The sequence below is a fragment of the Streptomyces sp. NPDC021115 genome, assembly GCF_044333065.1.
Classification (GTDB): Bacteria; Actinomycetota; Actinomycetes; order Streptomycetales; family Streptomycetaceae; genus Streptomyces.
The window spans coordinates 855,336-880,228 of sequence record NZ_JBIRQF010000003.1; the positions used below are offsets into that span (position 1 = coordinate 855,336).

A 24,893-nucleotide genomic window follows, 5' to 3' on the forward strand; every position below is an offset into this window, starting at 1 on the left:
GGGGCCGCATTGCCGCGCGGGCAAGGCTGCCTTCTCGGACCGGTAATTGTGCGCCCGAAGACGGCTCACTAACCTGTCGTCGTCATACCGGCTTCATATCCGAGCCCTGCTGGAATTCATTTTCCCGTAGGGCGATCCAGTGACCAGGAAGGCCCTCGGTGACGCGTTCCGCAGCAATCCAGCATGCCTGCGACTACTTCGACTCAGGCGCCTTTCTCGCGGATGTGTCACGACGGGTCGCACTCCCCACCGAGAGCGGTGATCCGGCGTCGCTCCGCTCATTGCACACGTATCTCGAAGAGGAAATCGTCCCGGCCGTCGAACGCCTGGGCGCCACCGCCCGCATCGTGGACAACCCGGCCCCCGGATACGGCCCCTTCCTGGTGGCCGAACGCCACGAGGACGAGGGCCTGCCGACCGTCCTCACCTACGGCCACGCCGACGTCGTCCCCGCCGAGGCGGACCGGTGGCGCACCGGCCTCCACCCCTGGCGCCTGGTGGTGGAGGGCGAGCGCTGGTACGGACGCGGCGCCGCCGACAACAAGGGGCAGCACACCGTCAACCTGGCGGCCCTGGAACACGTGCTGCGCGCCCGCGGCGGCCGATTGGGCTTCAACCTCAAGGTGCTCATCGAAACCGGTGAGGAGTGCGGCTCCCCTGGGCTGCGCGCCCTCTGCGCCGAGCTGCGCGACGACCTCGCCGCCGATCTGCTGATCGCCTCCGACGGACCCCGCGTCCGGGCGGAGCGCCCGACGCTGTTCCTCGGCTCGCGCGGCGCCGCCCAGCTCACCCTGCGGGTGAACCTGCGTGAGCGCGCCCACCACTCCGGCAACTGGGGCGGGCTGCTGCGCAACCCCGCCACCGTCCTCGCGGGCGCGCTGGCCACCATCGTGGACGGCCGCGGCCGCATCCTGGTCCCCGCGCTGCTGCCGCCCGCCATCCCGGACGCCGTGCGGCGCGCGCTGGCCGACCTCCCGGTCGGCGGCGGCGCCGAGGACCCCGACACCGACGAGGACTGGGGCGAGCCCGGCCTGACCCCGGCCGAGCGGCTCGTCGGCTGGAACACCTTCGAGGTGCTCTCCCTCGGCGCCGGAAACCCGGACACCCCCGTGGGCGCCATCCCCGGGGCCGCCGTCGCCCACTGCCAGCTGCGGTTCGTGGTCGGCACCGACGTGGCCGACCTCGGCAAGGCCCTGCGCGACCACCTCGACCAGCACGGCTACCCCATGGTCGACGTCGAGGTCGGCCGCGCCATGCCCGCCACCCGCACCGACCCCGACCACCCCTGGGTGCGCTGGGCCGCCGGTTCGGTGGAGCACACCACCGGCGCACCGCCCGCCATCCTGCCCAACCTCGGCGGCACCATCCCCAACGACGCCTTCGCCGACGAGCTGGGCCTGTGCACCGTATGGGTGCCGCACTCCTACCCCGCCTGCGCCCAGCACGCGCCCGACGAGCATCTGCTCGCGCCGCTCGCCCGCGAAGCGCTCCAGATCATGGCGGGCCTGTTCTGGGACCTCGGGGACAGCACCCCGGGCCCGACACCACACGCCTGACCCCACACGGACCCGCGCAACCCCCTGGAGCCCGCCTTGGACGCGACGAACACCGGCACCACCGCAGCCTCCGAGGCGACAGGCCCCACCGGTCCCGGCACCCCGGTCAAGCCGCATCGCGTCATCATCGCCGCATCGGTCGGCAACGCCCTCGAATGGTTCGACGTGGCGATCTACGGATTCTTCGCCGCCACCATCGCCAAGCTGTTCTTCCCGTCCGCCGACGACACCGTCTCGCTGCTGCTGGCGTTCGGCACCTTCGGCATCTCTTACCTGGTGCGCCCGCTCGGCGCCGTCGTCCTCGGCCGGTACGCGGACCGGGTCGGCCGCAAGGCCGCGCTGATGCTGTCGATCAAGCTGATGATGCTCGGCACCCTGCTCATCGCGGTCATGCCCACATACGCGGCCATCGGCCTGACCGCACCGCTCGGCATCCTGCTGGCCCGGCTCATCCAGGGCTTCTCGGCGGGCGGCGAATTCGGCAGCGCCACCGCGTTCCTGGTCGAGCACGCGCCCCGGATGCGCGGCTTCATGTCCAGCTGGCAGTTCGCCAGCCAGGGCATCAGCACCCTGCTGGCCGCCACCTTCGGCACCGTGCTCTCCAGCACGCTGACCACCGGGCAGCTGGAGTCCTGGGGCTGGCGGGTGCCGTTCTTCTTCGGCCTGCTCATCGGGCCCGTCGGCTACGCCATCCGGGCTTTCGTGGACGAGGCCCCGGCCTTCGCCGACGCCGAGGACACCGCGGCCGAGCACGGCCCGGTGGCGGAGGTGCTGCGCCACCACAAGGGGCGCCTCCTGCTGGCCGTCGCCGCCCTCGCCGTCTCCACCGCGATCACCTACCTGATCACGTACATGCCGGTGTTCGCCGTCAAGGAACTCGACCTGCCCGCCTCCACCGGATTCGCCGCCACCATGGTCACCGGCGCCGTCCTCACCGTCGTGACACCCCTGGTCGGCCACCTCTCCGACAAGGTCGGGCGGATCCGCGTCATGGCCGTCTCCGCCGTGCTGATCCTGCTGCTGATCCGCCCCGTGTTCGCCTTCCTGGTGGCACACCCCGGATTCGGAGTGATGCTCAGCGTGATGTTCCTGATCGGCCTGCTGAAGGCCGGATACTTCGGGGCGCTGCCCGCCCTGCTCTCCGACCTGTTTCCGCGCTCCAGCCGCGCCACCGGGATGTCGCTCAGCTACAACATCGGTGTGATGTTGTTCGGCGGCACCACCCCCGTCGTGATCGTCTGGCTCGTCGACCTCACCGGCGACAAGCTCGCCGTCACCTGGTATCTGGCCGCTCTCGCCGCCGTCAGCCTGGCCGCCGTGGTGATGGCCCGCCGCCGGTTCGGCATCCGCTGACCCGGCGGGCTGTGACGAAACGGGGGTGGCGCAGGAGGCCGGGGGAGGCGTAAGTAGTAGATGTGGATATTCGGCAGGGTGCCCCGGAACTCGGCCGGCCAGGGCAACAGGGGAGACGGGCCCTGGTCGCGATCCCCCTGGCACTCATCGTCCTGATCGTGCTCGGCGATGTGTTCAGCCCGGCGAGTGTCCGCCTCAGCCCTCTGCTCATCGCCGCCCCCGCCATGACCGCGTCCTTCGCCGGACCGCTGCTCACCGGCGGTATCGGACTGGTGGCCGTGGGCGCCCAGATCGGGATCAACGCCGGGCAGGACCGGCTCACCGCGTCCAACCGCATGGCCGAGCTCTTCACCCTGATCTCGGTCTCCGCCCTCATCGTGCTGTTCCGCGCCGTGCTCGACCGGCACGCCCGCGAGCTGAGCCGGGTCCGGGCGGTGGCCGACGTGGCGCAGAAGGTCCTGCTGCGCCCGCTGCCCGACCGCGTCGGCCCGCTGCGCATCGCCTCCGTGTACCTCGCCGCCGAGCCGGGCGCCGAGATAGGCGGCGACCTGTACGCGGCGGCCCGCACCTCGAACGGCACCCGCCTGATCATCGGCGATGTGCGCGGCAGCGGCCTCACCGCCGTCGCGGACGCCTCACTGGTGCTCGGCGCCTTCCGCGCCATCGCCCACTGGCCCGTACCGCTGCCCGAACTCGTCGCACACCTGGACGCCGCCCTGTCCGCGGAGCGCACCGAACCCACCGACCGGGCACCGGGCGCGGGGGAGTCGTTCGTCACCGCCGCCGTGCTGGAGATCCCCGACGACCAGCCGGTGGTACGGGTGGTCAACTGCGGGCACCCGCCGCCGTTCCTGCTGCGCGACTCCACCATCAAATCCCTCGAAGGGCGCGCCCCCGCGCTGCCCCTGGGCCTCGGCCACCTGGCGGCAGGCCGCTACCAGGTCGAGGACTACCCGTTCGAACCGGGCGATCTGCTGCTCCTGTACACCGACGGTGTGATCGAGGCGCGTGACGCCGACGGAACCTTCTACCCGCTCACCGAGCGGCTCCACACCTGGGACGGCGAGGGACCCCGGAGGTTCGTCGACCATCTGCGCCGTGACCTGCTCGCCCACATCGGCGGGCACCAGGGCGACGACGCCGCCCTGGTCGTCCTCGAACGCCGTCACCCGGAAAGCTGACCGCCGCGCGAACCACCGCTAAAGTGGTGATATGGGCAGCGGGAACGATGGCCCTGAGGACTTCGGGCCAGACCCACTAGGCGACTTCCTCGCACGCTTCCTCGGAACCGGGCCCGGCGGGCAGCGGTCCGATCGCCATGTCGACTTCGGCCGGCTCATGAGCGAGACCGCACGCCACCTCGTCTCCTCCGCCGCGTCGTACGCCGCCGAGCACGGCAGCACCGACCTCGACACCGAACACCTGCTGCGCGCGGCGCTCACCGCCGAACCCACGCGCACCATGGTGTCCCGCGCCGGGGCCGACCCCGACCGGCTCGCCGCCGACATCGACCGGCAGGCCGGGGACGGCCCGCCACGCGGCTCGGTCGCCGTCACGCCCGCCGTCAAGCGGGCGCTGCTCGACGCCCACGAGATCGCCCGGGCCCGCGGCTCCTCGTACATCGGCCCCGAACACGTACTGATCGCCCTCGCCGCCAACCGGGACTCCACCGCCGGGCAGATGCTCCACGCCGCACACTTCGAACCCCGCAGCACGCCCCCGGCCGGCCGTGCCGCCCCGGGCCCGGGCCCCGACCAGCGGCCCGTGGCGGACCGCCGCGGTACCCCCACCCTCGACCGGTACGGCCGCGACCTGACCGACCTGGCCCGGGAGGGCCGCATCGACCCGGTGATCGGCCGCGACGAGGAGATCGAGCAGAGCATCGAGGTGCTGGCCCGGCGCGGCAAGAACAACCCCGTCCTGATCGGCGAGGCGGGCGTCGGCAAGACCGCCGTCGTGGAAGGGCTCGCCCAGCGCATCGCCGACGCCGATGTGCCGGACATCCTGCTCGGCCGCCGTGTCATCCAGCTCGACTTCGCGGGCGTCGTGGCCGGGACCCGCTACCGCGGCGACTTCGAGCAGCGCCTCACCGCCATCATCGACGAGATCCGCGTCCACTCCGACGAACTCATCATCTTCATCGACGAACTGCACACCGTCGTCGGCGCGGGCGGCGGCTCCGAGGGCGGCACGATGGACGCCAGCAATCTGCTCAAGCCCGCCCTCGCCCGCGGCGAACTGCATGTCATCGGCGCCAGCACACTCCAGGAGTACCGCCAGTACATCGAGAAGGACGCCGCCCTCGCCCGCCGCTTCCAGCCCATCATGGTCCCCGAGCCCACCCCCGCGGCCGCCGTCTCCATCCTGCACGGGCTCCGCGACCGCCACGAGGCACACCACCAGGTCCGCTACACCGACGAGGCGCTGTTCGCCGCCGTCGAACTCGCCGACCGCTACCTCACCGACCGCTTCCTCCCGGACAAGGCCATCGACCTGATGGACCAGGCCGGGGCCCGGGTACGGCTGCGCTCCAGCGCCCGCGGCACCGATCTGCGCGCCCTGGAGCGCGAGGTCGACCAGCTGACCCGCGACAAGGACCAGGCCGTCGCCTCCGAGAGTTACGAGCGCGCCACCGCACTGCGCGACCGCATCGCCGAACTCGGCGCCCGCATCACCGAGGGCTCCGGCACCCAGTTCCAGGGCTCCCGGGTCTCCGAGGTCACCGTCGAGGACATCGCCGACATCGTCTCCCGGCAGACCGGCATCCCCGTCAGCAGCCTCACCCAGGAGGAGCGCGAGCGGCTGCTCGGCCTCGAAGAACACCTCCACAAGCGGGTCATCGGCCAGGAGGAGGCCGTCGCCGCCGTCGCCGACGCCGTGCTGCGCTCCCGGGCCGGACTCGCCGACCCCCACCGCCCCAGCGGCAGCTTCCTCTTCCTCGGCCCCACCGGCGTCGGCAAGACCGAACTCGCCCGCGCCCTCGCCGAGGCGCTCTTCGGCAGCGAGGACCGCATGATCCGGCTCGACATGAGCGAATACCAGGAGAAGCACACCGTCAGCCGCCTCGTCGGCGCGCCACCCGGCTACGTCGGCCACGAGGAGGCCGGACAGCTGACCGAGGCAGTGCGCCGCCAGCCGTACGCACTGCTGCTCATGGACGAGGTGGAAAAGGCCCACGCGGACGTGTTCAACATCCTGCTCCAGGTGCTCGACGACGGCAGACTGACCGACGCCCAGGGCCGCACCATCGACTTCAAGAACACCGTCATCGTCATGACCAGCAACCTCGGCTCCGAGGCCATCACCGGCCGCGGCTCCGTCCTCGGCTTCGGCGGCGGCGACGCCGAGGCCGACGAGGCGTCCCGCCGCGACCGGGTGCTGCGCCCGCTGCGCGAACACTTCCGGCCCGAATTCCTCAACCGCATCGACGAGATCGTCATCTTCCGCCGCCTCGCCGACGAACAGCTGCGCCAGATCACCGATGTGCTGCTGGAGGAGACCCGCCGCCGGATGCGCGCCCAGGACATTCCCATCGACTTCACCGCAGCCGCGGTCGACTGGCTTGCCCGCCACGGCCATCAGCCGGAGTACGGCGCCCGCCCGCTGCGCCGTACGATCCAGCGTGAGGTCGACAACCCGCTCTCCCGGATGCTGCTGGGCGGCGAGTTGCGGCCGCACAGCCCCGTCGAAGTCGACGTGGAGAACGACGCGTTGGCGTTCCACATCGAGCAGGAGCCCGCGGCCACCTGACCGCCGGGCCTGCGGTCAGCGGCCCATGGTCAGACCGTCCTTCTTGGCGCCCCGGCTGAGGACCGCTTCCTGGATGGTGGACAGGGCGTGGGTGTAGTGGCTGTTGCCGGGGCTCTTCTCCAGCGCCCGGGGCAGGTTGACCACGGCGATCGGGTCGTTGTCCACGGCGTGCGGGATGAACTCCGCCTTCTCCACCTGCCACGACTTGCCCTGGGCGGTGGGCGGGGTGAACGTGAAGCGGGCCGCCGAGCCCATCTGCCCGCGCTCGTCCGGCATCACGCCCGCCACTTGGTCACCCATGCCGTAGACCACCCAGGTGCCGTTGACCTTCTCGTACGCCTGCGGGACATGGGCGTGGGTGCCGATGATGAGGTCGATGTCGCGGCGGCCGTGGGTCTTGGACGCGGTGAGCTTCTTGGCGAGGGACAGCTGGAGCTTGTCCGGCGCCTGCTGCCATTCGGTGCCCCAGTGCACGGACACCACGACCACATCGGCCCCGGCGCGGCGGGCGGCCCTGGCGTCCTTGATGATGCGGTCGGCGTCGATGAGGTTGACGAGCCAGGGCTTCCCCTCGGGCACCGGGATGCCGTTGGTGCCGTACGCGTAGGCGAGCTGGGCCACCTTGGCGCCACCGGCCTCCATGACGGCCGGGGTGGTGCTCTCACGGGCGGACCGGGCCGACCCGGTGTGCCGGACACCGGCCTTGTCCAGGGCGTCGAGGGTGCGGGTCACGCCCTCCGTCCCGGCGTCCAGCGTGTGATTGGAGGCCGTGGAACAGGAGTCGTAGCCGAGTTCCTTGATCGCACCGGCGATCTGCGGCGGGGTCTTGAACGTGGGATATCCGGTGAACGGCCCGCCGGCCGCCCCGTACACCGTCTCCATGTGGCAGATCGCCAGGTCGGCCCGGGCGACCACGGGCGCGGCGCCGACCAGCATGCGATGGAAGTCGTAGCCCTCGCCGCCCGAGTCCGCGCGCGCCTGGCGGATGACGGAGGCATGGGCGAGGAGATCGCCGGTGGCCACCAGGGTGAACTTCTTCTGGGACACGGCGTGTGCCGCGCGGGCTGACTCGGAGGGCTTCTGCTCGGCGTGGCCGGTGGCGGGACCGCCGCCACTGCCGCACGCGGTGGCGGCGGCGAGCAGGGCGGCCACGAATATCGCCGTTCGACGTCGGTGAGGGAACACGATTCACTCCGCACTCACGAGGGGCAAATGGGTGGTTTGTCGTATTTATATGCACGACAGAAGATCACCCAGCGGAGCGGTGTCGAGTTTCACCGGAACGGCAGACCGGAAGCACCCGATGGGCCCCTCGTTCGGGGCAGCCCATCGGATCAGGAGTATGCGAGGGGGATGCTCACCTCATCCACGCCGTGCGGCCAGCGGCACGGTGACGCGGCTGGCGGCCAGATCGACGGTCACCTTCGCCCCGGTCGGGTCCTCGAAGTAGAGGAAGTCGGCATCGGTGCCCGCGAGGACGAGCCCGAGCCGGTGGCCGGGCTCGAGCTGGTAGTCGTTCGGCAGCGTCTGCCAGGCGATGCGGTAGGACGCCCCCGGGGTCAGTGGCTCGGGAGTGGTCAGCGAGTGCCGGTTCTGTGCGTCCATCCAGCCACGGGCGATCACCTCGGAGGGGGCGCGCACCGTCACATCGGCCGTCTTCTTGTAGCACGCGTCGTCCGTGGCGGTGCTCTCACCGTGGCAGGACTCCTCGGCCAGCCCGCGCAGCCCGTCGTGGATGCCGTTCAGCGGATCGTTGCGCGCCCAGTCGATCCGTTCGCCCTCGCCGTAGTCCACCAGCAGCGCGGTGAGGTTCGACGTCGGCCTGTCGAGCGTGACCCTGAGGTCCACGGCGGGGGTGCCCGAGATCCGTGCGCCGGAGCGCAGCGGCGGGGTGAGGTACGCGAGCCTGCCGGGCCGGGTGGTGGCCGGGTCGGCGGTGAGGTCCGCCTCGTTCAGCTTGAGGTCGATGAAGGACCCGGTGGCGTTTGCGGTGCCGTCTCCGGTGGCGGGACGGAGCGCCAGCGAGCCGTCGGGCTTCGGGTGCAGCGGCGCCGGAGAGGTACGGGCGGGCCAGTCGGCCTGGGTGGTCCAGGCGCCCGGACCGGTCTGAAGGTCGACCCGGGGCTCGTCCATGATGCCGTTCCGGATGCCGTACAGCCAGTGGTCGAACCACCGGTGCACGGTGTCCACCCAGCGGGCGCGCCGCCCGGGCCAGTCGAACGGGTCGGTGTGGCCGTACCGGCCGAGCCACAGCTTGCGCGGTACGCCGCGCTCGGCCAGCGGGGCCCACCAGTCGGCGAGCTGGTCGATGCGCACGTTGTAGTCGCTGAGGTCGTGGACGGCGAAGACACTCGCCCGCACCTTGCTCACCTGGGGAGCGGGCGGAGCGAGATAGTCGCGCTCCTTCCAGTAGGCGTTGTAGTTGCCGGTGGCGTCGTCCTCGCCGACGGCCAGCCGGTCGCGCACCGCCTGGCACTTCTCGGGCGGATCGGAGTCCAGCGAACCGGCCAGCCAGGGGCCGAACCGGTTCCAGTGCTTGGCGCCGTTCGTCCGGGCGAACTCGTACCAGGAGCTGATGCCGGAGATCGGGACGATGGTCTCCAGACCCTCCATCCCGGTCCCCGCCACGGCGTTCGCCAGTGTGCCCTCGTAGGAGTGGCCGATCATTCCGGTCTTGCCGCTCGACCAGGTGGCCTTCACCTCGCTGCCATCGGACCGATAGGCGGTGGCCCGGCCGCCCAGCCAGTCGATCGCCGAGGTGGCGGCGGCGACATCGGCCGTGCCGCCGATGGTCGGACAGCCATCGGACCTGCCGGTGCCGGTCACATCGACATCGACGACGGCGTAGCCGCGGGGGACGAAGTAATTGTCGTAGAACAGGGGGAGCTTGGCGGGGGAGCCATCGGCGGCGTACGTCTTCCGCTCCGCCTCGAAGCCCCGGCCGACAGTGTCGTTGTACGGGCTGGCAAGCATGATGACCGGGACCTTGGGGCCCCGTTCGGTCTCCAGGGGCCGGACGATGTCCACGGCCACGCGGTCCTTGGCGCCGTCGCCGTCGCTGTCGACGCGGGTCTGGACCATGACGTGTTCCCGGACGGCGTCCCGATAGGAGAACACCGGCTGGGTCCGGCCCTGGGCCACGGTGACCGAGGGACCCGCGGCGGGCCGGGCCGCGGCGGGCCCGGTGGCGAGAGCGGCGAGGGACATCGACATCGCGGCCGCGACGACCGCGGCCCCTCGCCGTCGTGGAGTGAGCACGCGATCCTCCTGAACCTATGAATCCTGTCCCGCCGAGGGGGCGCCGGACCGATGGACAAGCGGTCCGACGCCCCCTCGACGGAGATTTCCGAGCCGGCGGCTACTCGGCGATTTTGGTGCGCATGATCCAGCGAAAGACCGCCGGGACGAGATTGCCGTCGACGAGTTCGAAATGCTCGTATCCGTTGCGGTGCTGGATTTTGAGCTTCCGTGTGGCTAGGGACGACCGACCGGTCCGATGCGCCCGAGGAAGATCGTCCGGCCCTCCTTCGAGGATGACCTCGATCGGGCTGCCGTCGGGAAAATATGTGCTCTGTTCCGTCACCTGTTCGCCTCTTTACGCGGGAACCTGTAGTTCGAGCCGGTCATCCGAGGTGAGGATGGCTCGCTGCATGTCCTGAAGGGCCCGGCACGGTTCGAGCCCGAGCTCCTCGTTGAGCGTTTTCCGCGCCGCCTGATACACATGCAGGGCGTCCGCCCTGCGGCCGCAGCGGTAGAGGGCCAGCATCAGCTGACGGTGCAGTGCCTCCCGTAGCGGATGCTCCGTGGTCAGCTGGTACAGATCACTCACCAGCTCACGATGGCGGCCGAGCATCAGACGCGAATCCGTCAGCATCTCGACACATTCCAGACGGGCTTCCTTCAACCAGGTCTGAAAACCCTCGAGAATCGGCCCGTGGCACACATCGTCCAGCAGCGGATCGCGCCAGAGGTCGAGCGCGCTTTCGAAGCTGGCCGTGGCCTGCTGGTAGCGCCGCTCCCTTAGCTGATCCCGCCCCTCGCCCACCAGTCGTTCGAAACAGTGGAAGTCGAGATCGTCGCATCCCAGGCGCAGGACGTATCCCGGGGGCCGGGTGAGAACCGGGCTTTCGCTCTGATAGGGCCGGCGCAGAAACTTGCGAATCTGGGAGACGTACACATGGAGGCCCGCGATCGCCCGGCGCGGCGGGTCCTGCCCCCAGATCTCCGTGATGAGCTGGTCGATCGGGACCACCTGATCCGCGCGGACCAGGAGGACGGTCAGCAGGACTTCGATCTTCCGCGCCCTGATGGATAATTTCCGCCCCTCCTCGACCACGCGGAGGGGCCCCATGATCTCATATCGCACTGCTTGCCCCGTCCGAGTCGCCGATGCGTGCGGTCATGGGACAGTCGGCGCCGTTGCCGTAAATCCCCGCGAGATTTCGCGTGTTCTCGTGTCCGCCCGGGGGTGGTACCTGTCTACTGGAGACGAACGAATGTGCGGACCCGCGTCGCATGTGCACCGCCAAGCCGCCCGCCTGTGGGAAGTGGACCGGCTGTTCATCGCCGCACGGGGACGGACAGTGCTGCCGGTTCCGCTTACTCACGTCGTTCGCGACTGCCATTACTCACCCCTCTTTATCACGGACCTGCCGGTGATTCAGAAACCGCATGTCCGCAGTTCACCGCACATGGCAGGTGCCCTTCAGTCCTAAGCGAGTCCTATGACTACCCACCCCACCTAGAATTCGGATACAAAACCACTAGAGGCGCCCCTCGCGAAATGCCGCGCAAATTCGATACCGTGTGGAAGATCAGGCTCCGGATATCGTCGGCCTCGAGCAGCGCGGTCAGCGAATGACAATACGCTGTTTGAGTAGGCGGGTTCAAGCGCGCCATGCCGAAATCCGCTTCTTCTCGGTTTCGTTGATGAGGGGTGGATAATTGCGGGGCTTCTGAGGTCGGTCGCCCCGTGGAAACCGGCCCCGAAATCCTTGGTCAAAGCTTGTGGGCCACCACGATCGCGCACCCCGCACTGGGCACCGTGGGAAGCGCCGACTTGGCGGCGTCGAGCACCTCCTGAACGCTGACCCCGTGCCGCTCCTCGAACTCCCGGCGGCATTTCAGAATGCCGTCGATCATGCGGTTCGCGGTGTCCTTGGTGTGCTCCGTGACGTCCGTCAGCTCGTCCAGCACCAGCCCGGCGTCGTCGATCAGCCCGGGCCAGTCCGTCAGCCGGGTCAGCGAGGTGACCACCTCGGGATCGTTCTCCGGCCGACAGCCGTCGTCCGGCGCGGTCACATCCGTCAGTACCACCCGGCCGCCGGGCGCCAGCACCCGCGCCATCTCGCGCAGCGCCGTGGGCCGGTGCATGTGATTGATGGACTCAAATGCGAGGACGGCGTCGAAGGACGCTGCCCCGAAAGGCATGTTCATGGCATCGGCGTATTGGAACGACACCCGACCGGACAGTTGCCCGGCGAGCGCCGCTTCGGTCGCCTGCTCGACCTGAAGCGCGCTGATGGTGATTCCCAGAACACCGGCCCCGGTCGTGGACGCCACCCGCAGCGCGGGCTTGCCGATACCGCAGCCCACATCCAGCACCCGGTCTCCCGGCCCCACCCGCAGCCGCTCGATGAGCAGATCGGTGAAGCGGTCCGTCGCCTCCTGGACCGAGCTGGTGTCGGACGGGCCGTCCCAGTAGCCGAAGTGGAAGTTGTCGTCCCACGCCATTCGCAGCAGCGGACCGAGCGAACTGTAGTAGTCCGACACCTGGCCGCCCGGCGGCGCGGGTGATGGGGATGTCATGGCACTCCTCCTGTGGGCTCGGCGCTCTCATCAGCCGTCGAGTGGCCACCAGGGCTCACCCGTTCAGCGATGGTCCGGGGTTCCGGTAACGCGTCTCTAAAGTCACCGGCCGCAGGCATTTGGTCTGCCTTTAGAACCGCGCACCACGATGGGCCACGTGCTCGCACCGATCATCAATCCGGAGCGGGAGTGCCGCCCATGACCCATGACATCCCTGACTCTTCCGAGCGCCGTACGTGGTGTGATGGCTAGCGCCCCGCCCACCCGGCCACCCCAGCCCGCGGAGCCCGTCGCCGTCGTGGGCATGGCCTGCCGACTACCCGCCGCGCCCAGCCCGTCGGCCTTCTGGCAACTGCTGCGGCAGGGCCGCCACGCCATCACCGCGATGCCCGCCGACCGCCGCCAGTCAGGCTCCCCGGCCGATGCCACCGATCCGGCCGCTTCGGCTGCTACGGCCGATCCGGGAGCTTCGGCCACCGGCTGGTACGGCGGATTCCTAGGCCGGGTCGACACGTTCGACGCCGAGTTCTTCGGCATCCCGCCACGCGAGGCGGTGGCCATGGACCCCCAGCAGCGGCTGATGCTCGAACTCGGCTGGGAGGCCTTCGAGGACGCCGGAATCCGCCCCGAAACGCTGAAGGACACCCCCACCGGCGTGTTCGTCGGCGCGATCTGGGACGAGTACACGGCCGTACTGCGCCGCCACCGGCCCCTCGCGAGCACCCGGCACGCCATGACCGGCGTCCACCGCAGCATCATCGCCAACCGGATCTCCCACGCCTACGGGCTGCGCGGCCCCAGTCTCACCCTCGACACCGCACAGTCCTCGTCCCTGGTGGCCGTCCACACCGCCTGCGAGAGCCTGCGCCGCCACGAGTGCACCCTGGCGCTGGCCGGCGGCGTCAACCTCATCCTCACCGAGGAGAGCATGGAGGCCGCCGCGGCCCAGTTCGGCGGACTCTCCCCGGATGGCCGCTGCCACACCTTCGACGCCCGCGCCAACGGTTTCGTGCGCGGCGAGGGCGGTGGCGCCGTCGTGCTCAAGCCCCTCGCCGCGGCGCTGCGCGACGGCGACCCGGTGTACTGCGTGATCCGCGGCAGCGCCCTCAACAACGATGGCGCCACCGACGGACTGACCACCCCTGGCCCGGCGGCACAGGAAGCCGTGGTGCGGCTCGCCCACCAGCGCGCCGGAACCTCGCCCGGCGACGTCCAGTACGTCGAACTCCACGGCACCGGAACACCCGTCGGCGACCCCGTCGAGGCCGCCGCGCTCGGCGCCGCCCTCGGTAGCGCCCGTACGCCGGACAACCCCCTGCTGGTCGGCTCAGCCAAGACCAACGTCGGCCATCTGGAGGGCGCCGCGGGCATCGTCGGACTGCTCAAATGCGCCCTCGGCATCGCCCACCGGCAACTCCCGCCCAGCCTCCACTACACCACCCCCAACCCGCGCATCCCGCTCGCCGACCTCGGGCTGCGCGTGCAGGACGAGCTCACCGCGTGGCCACGCCCGGACCGGCCGCTGCTCGCCGGAGTAAGCTCCTTCGGCATGGGCGGCACCAACTGCCATCTGGTGCTCGCCGAACCGCCCGCTCCCGTGACGGCCACCGCGCCCCCGCCCCCGCCCGTCGTCCTGTGGCCACTGGCCGCCCGGACGCCCGCCGCGCTGCGCGCCCAGGCCGCACGGCTGCGCGACCACCTCGCCGCCCACCCCGGGACCGACCTCGCGGACCTCGGATACGCGCTGGCCACCACCCGGACCGCCTTCCCTCTCCGCGCCGTGCTCCTCGGTGACGGCCACCACCCCGATGAGCTGGTGCGCGGGCTCGACGCGCTCGCGCAGGGCGCACAGAGCGCCGGGCTCGTCCGGGGCCGGGCGGCCGGAGGAGGGCTCGCGCTGCTCTTCAGCGGCCAGGGCAGCCAGCGCCCCGGCATGGGCCGCGAACTGTACGCCGCGCACCCCGTCTTCGCCGACGTCCTGGACGAGGTCTGCGACACCCTGGCACCGCACCTCGAACTGCCCCTGTGCGACGTCATGTTCGCCGAACCCGGCACACCACACGCGGCGCTGCTGGACCGCACGTCGTACACCCAGCCCGCCCTGTTCGCCATCGAGGTCGCCCTGTACCGGCTCGTGGCCTCCTGGGGGCTGAAGCCCGACCATCTGATGGGACACTCGGTCGGCGAGATCGCCGCGGCACACGTGGCCGGAGCGCTCTCCCTCCCCGACGCCTGCGCCCTGGTGGCCGCCCGTGGCCGGCTCATGCAGACGATCACGGCGGACGGGGCGATGGCCGCCTGGCAGGCCACCGTAAGCGAAGCCACCGAACTGCTGGCCGGGCGGGAGGACCGGATCGGTATCGCCGCCGTCAACGGACCCTCCTCCGTCGTGGTCTCCGGGGACCGGGACAGCGTCCGGGACATCACCGCCGTCTGGCGGGAGCGCGGCCGCAAGGCGCGTCTGCTGAAGGTGAGCCACGCCTTCCACTCCCCGCACATGGACCCGATGCTCGATGAACTGCGCTCTGTGGCAGCCGACTTGACCGTCACGGCACCGGCCATTCCCGTCGTCTCCACGGTGACCGGCCGCGTCGCCACCGCCGAACAGCTCGCCTCCCCGGACCACTGGGCCCGCCACGCCCGCGACACGGTGCGCTTCGCCTCCGGCATCCACACCCTCGACGCGACGGGCGTCACCACCTACCTCGAACTCGGGCCGGATGCCCAGCTGACCGCCATGGCCCGCGAATGCCTCGCCGAGCGCCCCGCGGCCGACGAGGGCCTCGACCGGCCACGCCCCCTGGCCGTGGCCGCTCTGCGACGCGACCGGCCGGAGGTGCGTACCTTCGCCACCGCCATGGCCGAGGCACACGTACGCGGCGCCGCCCTCGACTGGGAACGGGCCTTCGGCGGTCCCCGCTCCCGGGTGGTGAGCCTGCCGACGTACGCCTTCCAGCGGCAGCGCTACTGGCCGGGGGCGGAGTCCTCGCCGGCGGCCACGGACACTGTGGCTGCCACGGACACCACGGCTGACGCGGCGCCGCTGACCGGACGGCTCGCGGAGCTGACCGGCGAGGAGCGCGACCGGGCCCTGCTGGAGGTGGTGCGCGGCACCGCGGCCGTCGTCCTCGGGCACCCCGGCCCGGGCGCCATCGACCCGGCCCTCAGCTTCAAGGAGCTCGGCTTCGACTCCCTCGCGGCCACCGAGCTGAGTGAGCGGCTGAGCGAGGCCACCGGGCTGCCCCTGCTCGCCACGCTCACCTTCGACCACCCCACGCCGCTGGCCGTCGCCACCCATCTGGGTACCCGCGTCGACCACACCCCGGACGCGCCGACGAGCACGCCTGCCACCCCGTCGGCCCCGCCGCCGGCCACCGACGACGACCCGATCGCGGTGGTGGCCATGAGCTGCCGCTACCCCGGGGGCGCCGACACACCGGAAGCGCTGTGGCGGCTGCTCACCGAGGGAGTGGACGCGATCGGCGCGTTCCCCGAGGACCGCGGCTGGGACCTGGCGGGGCTGTTCGACCCGGACCCGGACCGCCCCGGCACCAGCTATGCCCGCGAGGGCGGATTCCTCTACGACGCCGCACACTTCGACGCGGAGTTCTTCGGCATCAGCCCGCGCGAGGCGCTGGCCACCGACCCGCAGCAGCGGCTGCTGCTGGAGACCGCGTGGGAGGCGTTCGAGCGCGCGGGCATCCGCCCCGCCGCGCTCCACGGCAGCGCGACCGGTGTGTTCGTCGGGGTGACGCCCCAGGACTACGGCCCACGGCTGCACCAGGCGCCGAAGGGGCTCGACGGCCATCTGCTCACCGGCAGCACGCCCAGCGTGGCGTCCGGACGGATCGCCTTCGCCTTCGGCCTGGAGGGGCCCGCGGTGACGGTGGACACCGCATGTTCGTCGTCGCTGGTGGCGCTGCATCTGGCGGCCCAGGCGCTACGGCAGCGGGAGTGCCGGATGGCGCTGGCGGGCGGCGTGGCGGTGATGGCCGCCCCGGGCATGTTCACCGGCTTCTCCCGCCAGCGCGGCCTGGCCCCCGACGGCCGGTGCAAGCCCTTCGCGGCGGCCGCGGACGGTACGGGCTGGGGCGAGGGCGCCGGACTGGTGCTGCTGGAGCGGCTGTCGGACGCGCGGCGCGACGGCCACCCGGTGCTGGCACTGATCCGAGGCTCGGCGGTGAACCAGGACGGTGCGTCCAACGGACTGACCGCGCCGAACGGGCCGTCGCAGCAGCGCGTCGTCCGCCAGGCCCTGACCGCCGCCCGGCTGACCCCGCCCGAGGTGGACGCGGTGGAGGCACACGGCACGGGCACCACGCTGGGCGACCCGATCGAGGCGCAGGCCCTGCTCGCCACGTACGGACAGCAGCGGCCCGCGAACCGCCCCCTGTGGCTCGGATCCATGAAGTCGAACATCGGCCACACCCAGGCGGCGGCGGGGGTCGCGGGCGTCATCAAGATGGTGATGGCCATGCGGCACGGGCAGCTGCCCGCCACCTTGCACATCGACAAGCCGAGCCCGCACGTCGACTGGGACAGCGGCACCGTACGCCTCCTCACCGAACCGGTCGCGTGGCCGGACGACGCACATCCCCGCCGTGCGGGCGTGTCCTCCTTCGGCATCAGCGGCACCAACGCCCATCTCATCCTGGAACAGCCCCTCGCACCGCGGGACACCGCGCCCGCGACCCCGCGGAGGGACGGGCCCACGCCCTGGGTGCTGTCGGCACGTGGCGCGGAGGCCCTGCGCGGACAGGTCCGTGCGCTGACCGCCGCCCTGGCCACCGAACCCGACGCGTCCGCCGCGGAGGTGGGCTGGTCGCTGGTCACCACACGGTCGGTGTTCGCCCATCGGGCGGTGCTGGTCGGCGAGGACCGCGAGGCGCTGACGGCGGCGGCCCGAGCGCTGGCGGCCGGTGACGGCCACCCGGGGCTCGTGGGCCCCGGTGCGGTGCCTCCCGGAGCCGCGGCGGCGGGCGGCCCCGGCCCGGTGCTGGTGTTCCCGGGGCAGGGAACGCAGTGGCAGGGGATGGGCGCCGAACTCCTCGACACGTCACCGGTGTTCGCGGCCCGGGTGGCCGCATGCGAACGGGCGCTTGCGCCGCATGTGGACTGGTCGCTGACCGATGTCCTGCGTGTGGGTGATCTGCGCCGGGTGGATGTGGTGCAGCCCGTGCTGTGGGCCGTGATGGTGTCCTTGGCCGCGGTGTGGGCGGAGCACGGGGTGCGCCCGGCCGCCGTGGTGGGCCACAGCCAGGGCGAGATCGCGGCGGCCGTGGTGGCGGGGGCGCTGTCGTTGGAGGACGCGGCGAAGGTGGTGGCCCTGCGCAGCCGGGCGCTGTGCCGACTGGCCGGTGGCGGCGCCATGGCCTCGCTGGGACTGGGCCGGGAGGCGGCGGCCGAGCTGCTGACCGAGTTGGGCGACCGGGCCGCGGCGGTGGTGGTGGCAGTCGTCAACGGACCCGGCTCCACGGTGGTGTCCGGACCACCCGAGCAAGTGGCCGCCGTGGTGGCCGCGTGCCAGGAGCGGGAGGAGCGGGCACGGCTGATCGAGGTGGACTACGCCTCCCACAGCCCCCAGGTCGACGAGATCGCACACGAGCTGACCCAGCTGCTGGATGGCATCCGTCCGACCACGGCCGAGGACACCGGTGTGGCGTTCTACTCGACGGTGACCGGCGGCCGGGCCCGGCCCGCCGACCTCGACACCGGCTACTGGGTGCGCAACCTGCGGGAGCAGGTGCGGTTCGCGGACGCAGTCGACGCGCTCCTGGCCGATGGCCACCGCGTGTTCATCGAGGCCAGCACCCATCCAGTGCTGACCATGGGGATGCGGGAGTGTTTCGAGGAGACGGATGCCGACGCCGTCGCCGTACCGACGCTGCGGCGTGACCACGGCGGCCGGGCGCAGCTGATGCGCGCGCTGGGGCAGGCGTTCATCGCCGGGGTCGAGGTCGACTGGACCGCCTTGTTCCCGGCCGACCCGCCGCTTCGTACGGTTGGCCTGCCCACCTATGCGTTCCAGCGCGAACGGTACTGGCTGGACGCCGCCACCTCGCGCGGCGGCGACCCCGCCGGCCTCGGCCTCACCTCCGCCGAACACCCCCTGCTGGGCGCAGCCGTGGAACTCGCCGACGGCAGCGGCCTGATGCTGACCGGGCGCATCTCACCGCAGACCCACCCCTGGCTGGGCGAGCACGTGGTGTGCGGCGTGGCGCTGGTGCCGGGCGCCACGCTGGTGGAATGGGCGCTGCGGGCGGGCGACGAGGCCGGTTGCGGGGAGCTCGAAGAGCTGGCGTTCCGGGCCCCGTTGGCGCTGCCCGCCACCGGTGGCCTCCGGGTACAGGTGGCGGTCGGCGCCCCCGCCGACGACGGGCGGTGTGACGTACACGTTTATGCTCGCCCCGAGGGCGGCAGCACGCCTACGGCGTGGACCTGCCACGCCGAGGGCGTACTGCGCCTGTCCGCACCGGATGAGCAGAGGGCCGCACCCGGGGCATGGCCACCGCCCGGTGCGCGGCCGGTGGCGACGGACGGGCTGTACGAACGGCTCGCCGCCTCGGGCTACGCCTACGGCCCGGCCTTCCAGGGCGTGCGCGCGATGTGGCGTGACGGCGCGGACGTACTGGCAGAGGTGGAGCTGCCGGAGGCCGCCGGGGAGCCGGGCGGGTACGGCATCCACCCGGCCCTGCTGGACGCGGTGCTGCAACCGGCCCTGGCGCCGACCGACGAGGAGCGGGACCGGGATCTGTGGCTGCCGTTTACGATGAGCGGAGTGGCGCTCTGGGCGGCCGACGCCACCACCGTACGTGTCCGGCTGTCCCCGCAGCGGCAGGGCGCGGACGGCGAGCGAGCCATGCGGGTGGCCGTGTCCGATGCCGCGGGCGCACCGGTGCTCACCATCGACGCGCTGGTGATGCGCTCGGCCGCCCCCGAGCAACTGCGGCCCCCGGACAGCCATGGCGCGGCCGAAGGCACCGTGCCGGTGCCGGGCAACGGCGTACGGGGCACTGGGCGGCGGCGCTCCGCGGCCGCCACGGCCGGTGCGCGGTCGGCCGACTGGACCGCACGGCTGAGGGGGCTCTCGGCGGCCGAACGGCAGCGGGCGGTGCTCCAGCTGGTCCGCCAGCACGCCGCCACGGTGCTGGGCCACACCGACCCCGAGGCGGTACACGCCGAGGCCAGCTTCAAGGAACTGGGCTTCGAGTCCCTCACCGCCGTCGAACTGCGTGACCGCCTCGCGTCGGCCACGGGATTGCGCCTGCCCGCGGCCCTCATCTTCAGATATCCGACCCCGGAGGGCATCGCGTGCGACCTGGTACGGCGTCTTTCCCCCGAAGGCAAGGTCCCGACGCAGAAGTCGGCGGATGCGATGAATGTCGCGGAAAGGCTGGAGTCCGCGTCCGCGGATCAGGTTCTTGACTTTATTGAGAACGAGCTTGGTGTGTCCTGAATGTACCGGGCGCGACGATCGCTGAAGGCCGGGTGACCCCCAGTGGCGAATGAAGAGAAGCTGGTCGAATACCTCAAGCGGGTCTCCGCTGATCTGCACGATACGCGGCAGCGTCTGCGGGCGGCGGAGGAGCGCGCCCAGGAGCCGGTGGCCGTGGTGGGTATGGCCTGCCGCTTCCCGGGCGGGGTCACCTCCCCCGAGGAACTGTGGGACCTGCTCAGCGCGGGCGTGGACGCGATCGGGGATTTCCCCACGGACCGCGGCTGGGATCTCGACAACCTCTACCACCCCGACCCCGGGCATTACGGCACCAGTTGCACCCGCCAGGGCGGATTCGTCGAGGCCGACCAATTCGACGCCGCGTTCTTCGGGATCAGCCCGAGGGAGGCACTGGCGATGGACCCGCAACAGCGGCTGGTGCTGGAAATCGCCTGGGAGGCGCTGGAGCGGGCCGGAATCGACCCGGCCCATTTGAAAGGCACCCGAACCGGCGTCTACACGGGCGTGTCCAGTCAGGACTACCTGGCACGGGCCCCGCGCATTCCTGAGGGCTTCGAGGGCTACGCCACCACCGGCACACTCACGAGCATCGTCTCGGGCCGGGTGGCCTACACGTTCGGCCTTGAGGGACCGGCGGTGACGGTGGACACCGCGTGTTCCGGCTCGCTCGTGGCCATCCACCTCGCCTGCCAGGCGTTACGCCAGGGTGAATGCACCCTGGCGCTCGGCGGCGGCGTCACCTCGCTCGCAACCCCCTTCATGTTCACCGAGTTCTCCCGGCAGCGGGCGCTGGCCCCGGACGGCCGCTGCAAGTCCTTCGCGGCCACCGCGGACGGCACCGGCTTCTCCGAGGGCGTCGGCCTGGTGGTGCTGGAGCGGTTGTCGGACGCGCTGCGCAACGGCCATCGGGTGCTGGCGGTGATCCGAGGCTCGGCGATCAACCAGGACGGCGCCTCGAACGGCCTGACCGCGCCGAACGACGTCGCCCAGGAACGCGTCATCGGCCAGGCGCTGGCCGCAGCCCAGCTGTCACCGGGCGATGTGGACGCGGTGGAGGCCCACGGCACCGGTACGAAGCTGGGCGACCCGATCGAGGCGGACGCGCTGATCGCCGCGTACGGCCAGGACCGGCCCGCCGACCGGCCACTGCTGCTGGGCTCCCTGAAGTCCCACATCGGGCACACCCACGCGGCCGCCGGAGTGGCGGGCGTCATCAAGATGGTCACGGCCCTGCGGCAGGCGGTCCTGCCCGCCAATCTGCACCTGGACGAGCCGACCCCGCACGTGGAGTGGGAAGGCAGCGGAGTGCGGCTGCTGACCGAGCCGACCGCCTGGCCCGAACTGGACCGGCCCCGCCGGGCGGCGGTGTCCTCGTTCGGGGTCTCCGGCACGAATGCGCATGTGATCGTGGAGCAGGCGCCGGACGAGCCGGAGGTGGCGCCGGTGTCCGAGCGTGGTGGCGTGGTGCCGTGGGTGCTATCGGGGCGGAGCGAGGATGCCTTGCGGGGGCAGGCGGGTGCGTTGTTGGGGCGCCTGGCTGAGGTGCCGGGGTTGGTGCCGGTGGATGTGGGCTGGTCGTTGGTGAGGTCGCGGTCGGTGTTTGAGCATCGTGCGGTGGTGGTGGGTGAGGGCCGGGTTGAGTTGGTTGCGGCGGTGGAGGCGTTGGCGGCGGGGCAGTCGCATCCGGGTGTGGTGTGTTCGGGTGTTCCGGTGCTGGCGGGTGGTGTGGGTCCGGTGTTGGTGTTTCCGGGTCAGGGGTCTCAGTGGGTGGGGATGGGTGCGGGGTTGCTGGATGTGTCGTCGGTGTTTGCGGCGCGGGTGGCGGAGTGTGAGCGGGCCCTGTCGCCGTATGTGGATTGGTCGCTCAGGGACGTGTTGCGTGTGGGTGATCTGGGCCGGGTGGATGTGGTGCAGCCGGTGTTGTGGGCGGTGATGGTGTCGTTGGCGGCGGTGTGGGCTGAGCATGGTGTGCAGCCTGCGGCGGTGGTGGGTCATAGCCAGGGGGAGATCGCCGCGGCCGTGGTGGCGGGGGCGCTGTCGTTGGAGGACGGTGCGAAGGTGGTGGCGCTGCGGAGTCGGGCGTTGCGCAAGCTGGCCGGTGGTGGGGCGATGGCGTCGCTCGGTGTGGGGCAGGAGGGGGCTGATCGGCTGCTGGCCCGGCTTGGTGACCAGGCCGCTGGGGTGGGTGTGGCGGCGGTCAACGGTCCGTCTTCTACGGTGGTGTCGGGTCCGCCGGAGCAGGTGGCGGCGGTGGTGGCCGCATGCCGGGAGAGCGGCGATCGCGCGCGGTTGATCGATGTGGACTACGCCTCGCACGGCCCGCAGGTCGATGAGATCCATGATGAGCTGACCCATCTGCTGGAGGGCATTCGCCCGATCGACATCTCCGGTACGGACACCGCCTTCTACTCCACGGTGCATGGTCGCCGCATCGACTCCACTGGGCTGGACACCGCGTACTGGGTGGCCAATCTGCGGGAGCGCGTACGCTTCGCCGACGCGATCGAGGCGTTGCTGCTCGATGGGCACCGGGCGTTCATCGAGGCCAGCACCCATCCCGTGCTAAGCATCGGTATGGAGGAGACGTTCGAGCGGGCGAGCGTCGAGGCGGTGACCGTGCCGACGCTGCGCCGCGACCATGGTGGTCAGGATCAGTTCGTACGGTCCCTCGCCCAAGCCTTCAACGCGGGCATCCCCGTGGACTGGACGACCCTGTTCCCAGCCGATCCCACTCCCCGCACGGTGGATCTGCCGACGTACGCCTTCCAGCACGAGCGGTACTGGCTGGACGGTCTCACCGACCGGGGCGCCGACCCCACGGACCTCGGGCTCGTCCCCGCCGGGCATCCGCTGCTGAGCGCCGCCGTGGAGCTGGCGCACGGCGGAGGCCGACTGCTGACGGGGCGGCTTTCGGCGCGTACCCATGCGTGGCTCGGCGAGCATGTGGTGGCGGGCGCGGCGCTGGTTCCCGGTGCGGCGCTGGTGGAGTGGGCGCTGCGAGCCGCCGACGAGGTCGGCGCCGGTGGTGTGGAGGAACTGGCGCTCCAGGTCCCGCTGGTGCTGCCGGAAGCGGGCGGCCTTCGTCTACAGATCGTGGTCGGACCGCCCGGGGCCGACGGGCGGCGCGACGTGCACATGTACTCCCGCCCCGAGGGGGACACCGACTCCACGGCCGGGTGGGTGTGCCACGCGGAGGGGGTGCTGAGCCCGGCCCCGGAGGGCGAGGGCCGGTTGGAGGGACTGGGTGGCGTATGGCCCCCGGCAGGTGCTCAACCCGTGGCGCTGGAGGACTTCTACGCACAGGTCGCGGCCTCGGGATATGCGTACGGCCCGGCCTTCCGGGGGCTGCGCGCGGTGTGGCGCCACGGGGTGGATCTACTGGCCGAGGTGGTGTTGCCGGAGGCCGCGGGCGAGCACACCGGGTTCGGCATCCACCCGGCGCTGCTCGATGCGGCGCTGCACCCCATCCTGCTGACCGGCCAGAACACGACGGACACCGAGTCGGCTGATGGCCGGGTGTGGCTGCCGTTCACCTGGAACGGGGTGTCGCTTCGGGCCCAAGGCGCGACCAGCGTACGAGTTCGGCTGTCGCCTCGGGAGGGCGGCGGCGAGAGCGAGCGAACCATGCGCGTGACGGTGGCCGATGCGGTGGGCGCCCCGGTGCTGAGCACCGACACGGTCGTGCTGCGCCCGGCGAGCGAAGACCAACTGCGGAGTGCCCAAGTCCCCCGCGCGAACGGCCTGTTCGCCATGGACTGGACTCCCTTGCCCCTCGCGCGCGATATTAGCGTCGATGACACGAGTTGGGCGGTGCTGGGCAGCGAAGCCACCCCGGATCTCGACTCACTCATCGCCGCGCTGGACGGTGGCACAGCGGCGCCTGCGGTCGCCCTGGCCTATCAGCCCGCCACCGAAGCATCGGCCGATGTCGGTGCCATGGCGGCCGATGGGCTGGCGTCGGCGGAGAGGGTCCTGAAGCTGCTCCAGGGCTGGCTGGCCGAACCACGGCTGACCGAATCCCGGCTGGCGGTGGTGACGCGAGGAGCCGTATCCGCCGATGACACCGAGACCGTGGACGTGCCGGGTGCCGCGCTCTGGGGCCTGGTGCGCAGCGCGCAGGCCGAGAATCCGGGCCGGTTCCTACTGCTGGACCAGGAACCGAACACACCGGTGGCCGATCACGGCAGTGTGCTGAACGCCGCACTGCAAGCGGTGAAGTCGGACGAGTCACAGGTGGCGCTGCGTGGCCGAGAGGTGCTGGTGCCCCGGCTGGTGCGGGCCATCGACAGGGGCCTGGTGCCCCCGGTGGGGGAATCAGCGTGGCGACTCGGGGCCGTCGGCACCGCGACCGTGGAGAGTGTGCAGGCCGTGCCGTGCCCGGAGGTGCTGCAGCCGCTGCACGCCGGTCAGGTACGCATCTCGGTCCACGCGGCGGGCGTCAACTTCCGCGATGCGTTGATCGTGTTGGGGATGTATCCGGGCGACGCCGTGTTCGCGGGCAGTGAGGGCGCCGGCGTGGTCGTGGAGACCGGTCCGGAAGTGACGGGCCTTGCGGTGGGCGACCGGGTGATGGGGTTGTTCGAGGGCGCCTTCGGCCCCCTGACGGTCACGGACGCACGTACGGTCGTCCCCGTTCCCCACGGCTGGAGTTTCCAGCAGGCGGCCGCGGCGCCGGTGGTGTTCCTGACCGCCTGGTACGGACTGGTCGAGCTGGGTGGGCTGCGGGCGGGGGAGTCGGTGCTGATCCATGCCGCGACGGGTGGTGTGGGGATGGCGGCGGTGCAGATCGCTCGCCATCTGGGTGCGGAGATCTACGCGACGGCTTCGCCTGGCAAGCACCCGGCTCTCGAAGCCATGGGTATTGATCAAGCGCACCGGGCTTCTTCGCGTGATCTGGACTTCGAGCGCGTTGTTCGGGAGGCCACGGGTGGCCGTGGTGTGGATGTCGTGCTGAACAGCCTGGCCGGGCC

The 24,893-nt window shown here is 71.4% G+C and carries 11 protein-coding genes; 6 read left to right on the forward strand and 5 right to left on the reverse strand.

The genetic code is table 11. From position 1 onward, the window contains the following. Positions 1-158 precede the first annotated feature (158 nt). The 4 genes from ACH4TL_RS13840 to ACH4TL_RS13855 all read left to right on the forward strand — a co-directional run bounded on the left by ACH4TL_RS13840 (position 159) and on the right by ACH4TL_RS13855 (position 6,659). Positions 159-1,556: a M20 family metallopeptidase gene (locus ACH4TL_RS13840; RefSeq protein WP_398327277.1), complete on the forward strand. Its 1,398-nt coding sequence runs from the start codon at positions 159-161 to the stop codon at positions 1,554-1,556. Positions 1,557-1,592: 36 nt separating this feature from the next. Further along, the gene (locus ACH4TL_RS13845) at positions 1,593-2,909 is read left to right on the forward strand and encodes an MFS transporter (protein ID WP_398327280.1); all 1,317 of its coding nucleotides are present in this window, start codon (positions 1,593-1,595) and stop codon (positions 2,907-2,909) included. 62 nt (positions 2,910-2,971) lie between these two features. Then, positions 2,972-4,090: a PP2C family protein-serine/threonine phosphatase gene (locus tag ACH4TL_RS13850; protein WP_398327283.1), complete on the forward strand. Its 1,119-nt coding sequence runs from the start codon at positions 2,972-2,974 to the stop codon at positions 4,088-4,090. A gap of 31 nt (positions 4,091-4,121) precedes the next feature. Beyond that, positions 4,122-6,659, forward strand: coding sequence for an ATP-dependent Clp protease ATP-binding subunit (locus ACH4TL_RS13855; RefSeq protein ID WP_398327286.1), 2,538 nt, complete (start codon positions 4,122-4,124; stop codon positions 6,657-6,659). A gap of 15 nt (positions 6,660-6,674) precedes the next feature. Here the strand turns inward: ACH4TL_RS13855 and ACH4TL_RS13860 are convergent, their stop codons facing one another. The 5 genes from ACH4TL_RS13860 to ACH4TL_RS13880 form a co-directional block, all read right to left on the reverse strand. Further along, a complete protein-coding gene (locus ACH4TL_RS13860; protein WP_398327289.1) occupies positions 6,675-7,844 on the reverse strand; it encodes a CapA family protein in 1,170 nt (389 codons plus the stop codon). A gap of 177 nt (positions 7,845-8,021) precedes the next feature. Beyond that, positions 8,022-9,917, reverse strand: coding sequence for a Xaa-Pro dipeptidyl-peptidase (locus ACH4TL_RS13865; protein ID WP_398327292.1), 1,896 nt, complete (start codon positions 9,915-9,917; stop codon positions 8,022-8,024). 100 nt (positions 9,918-10,017) lie between these two features. Then, entirely contained in the window at positions 10,018-10,242 is a 225-nt protein-coding gene (locus ACH4TL_RS13870) for a DUF5988 family protein (RefSeq protein ID WP_398327295.1), read from the reverse strand. Between the two features lie 12 nt (positions 10,243-10,254). After that, positions 10,255-11,025 carry a BTAD domain-containing putative transcriptional regulator gene (locus ACH4TL_RS13875; RefSeq protein ID WP_398327298.1) on the reverse strand — a complete coding sequence of 257 codons (771 nt, stop codon included), beginning with the start codon at positions 11,023-11,025 and terminating at the stop codon, positions 10,255-10,257. 632 nt (positions 11,026-11,657) lie between these two features. Further along, positions 11,658-12,467, reverse strand: a complete 810-nt coding sequence (locus ACH4TL_RS13880; protein WP_398327301.1) for an SAM-dependent methyltransferase — start codon at positions 12,465-12,467, stop codon at positions 11,658-11,660. 244 nt (positions 12,468-12,711) lie between these two features. Between ACH4TL_RS13880 and ACH4TL_RS13885 the strand changes: the two genes are divergently transcribed. Together ACH4TL_RS13885 and ACH4TL_RS13890 are read left to right on the forward strand one after the other, a co-directional pair. Beyond that, the gene (locus tag ACH4TL_RS13885) at positions 12,712-19,923 is read left to right on the forward strand and encodes a type I polyketide synthase (protein WP_398327306.1); all 7,212 of its coding nucleotides are present in this window, start codon (positions 12,712-12,714) and stop codon (positions 19,921-19,923) included. 42 nt (positions 19,924-19,965) lie between these two features. After that, on the forward strand, positions 19,966-24,893 hold a 4,928-nt coding region (locus tag ACH4TL_RS13890; RefSeq protein ID WP_398425241.1), incomplete at its 3' end, for a beta-ketoacyl synthase N-terminal-like domain-containing protein.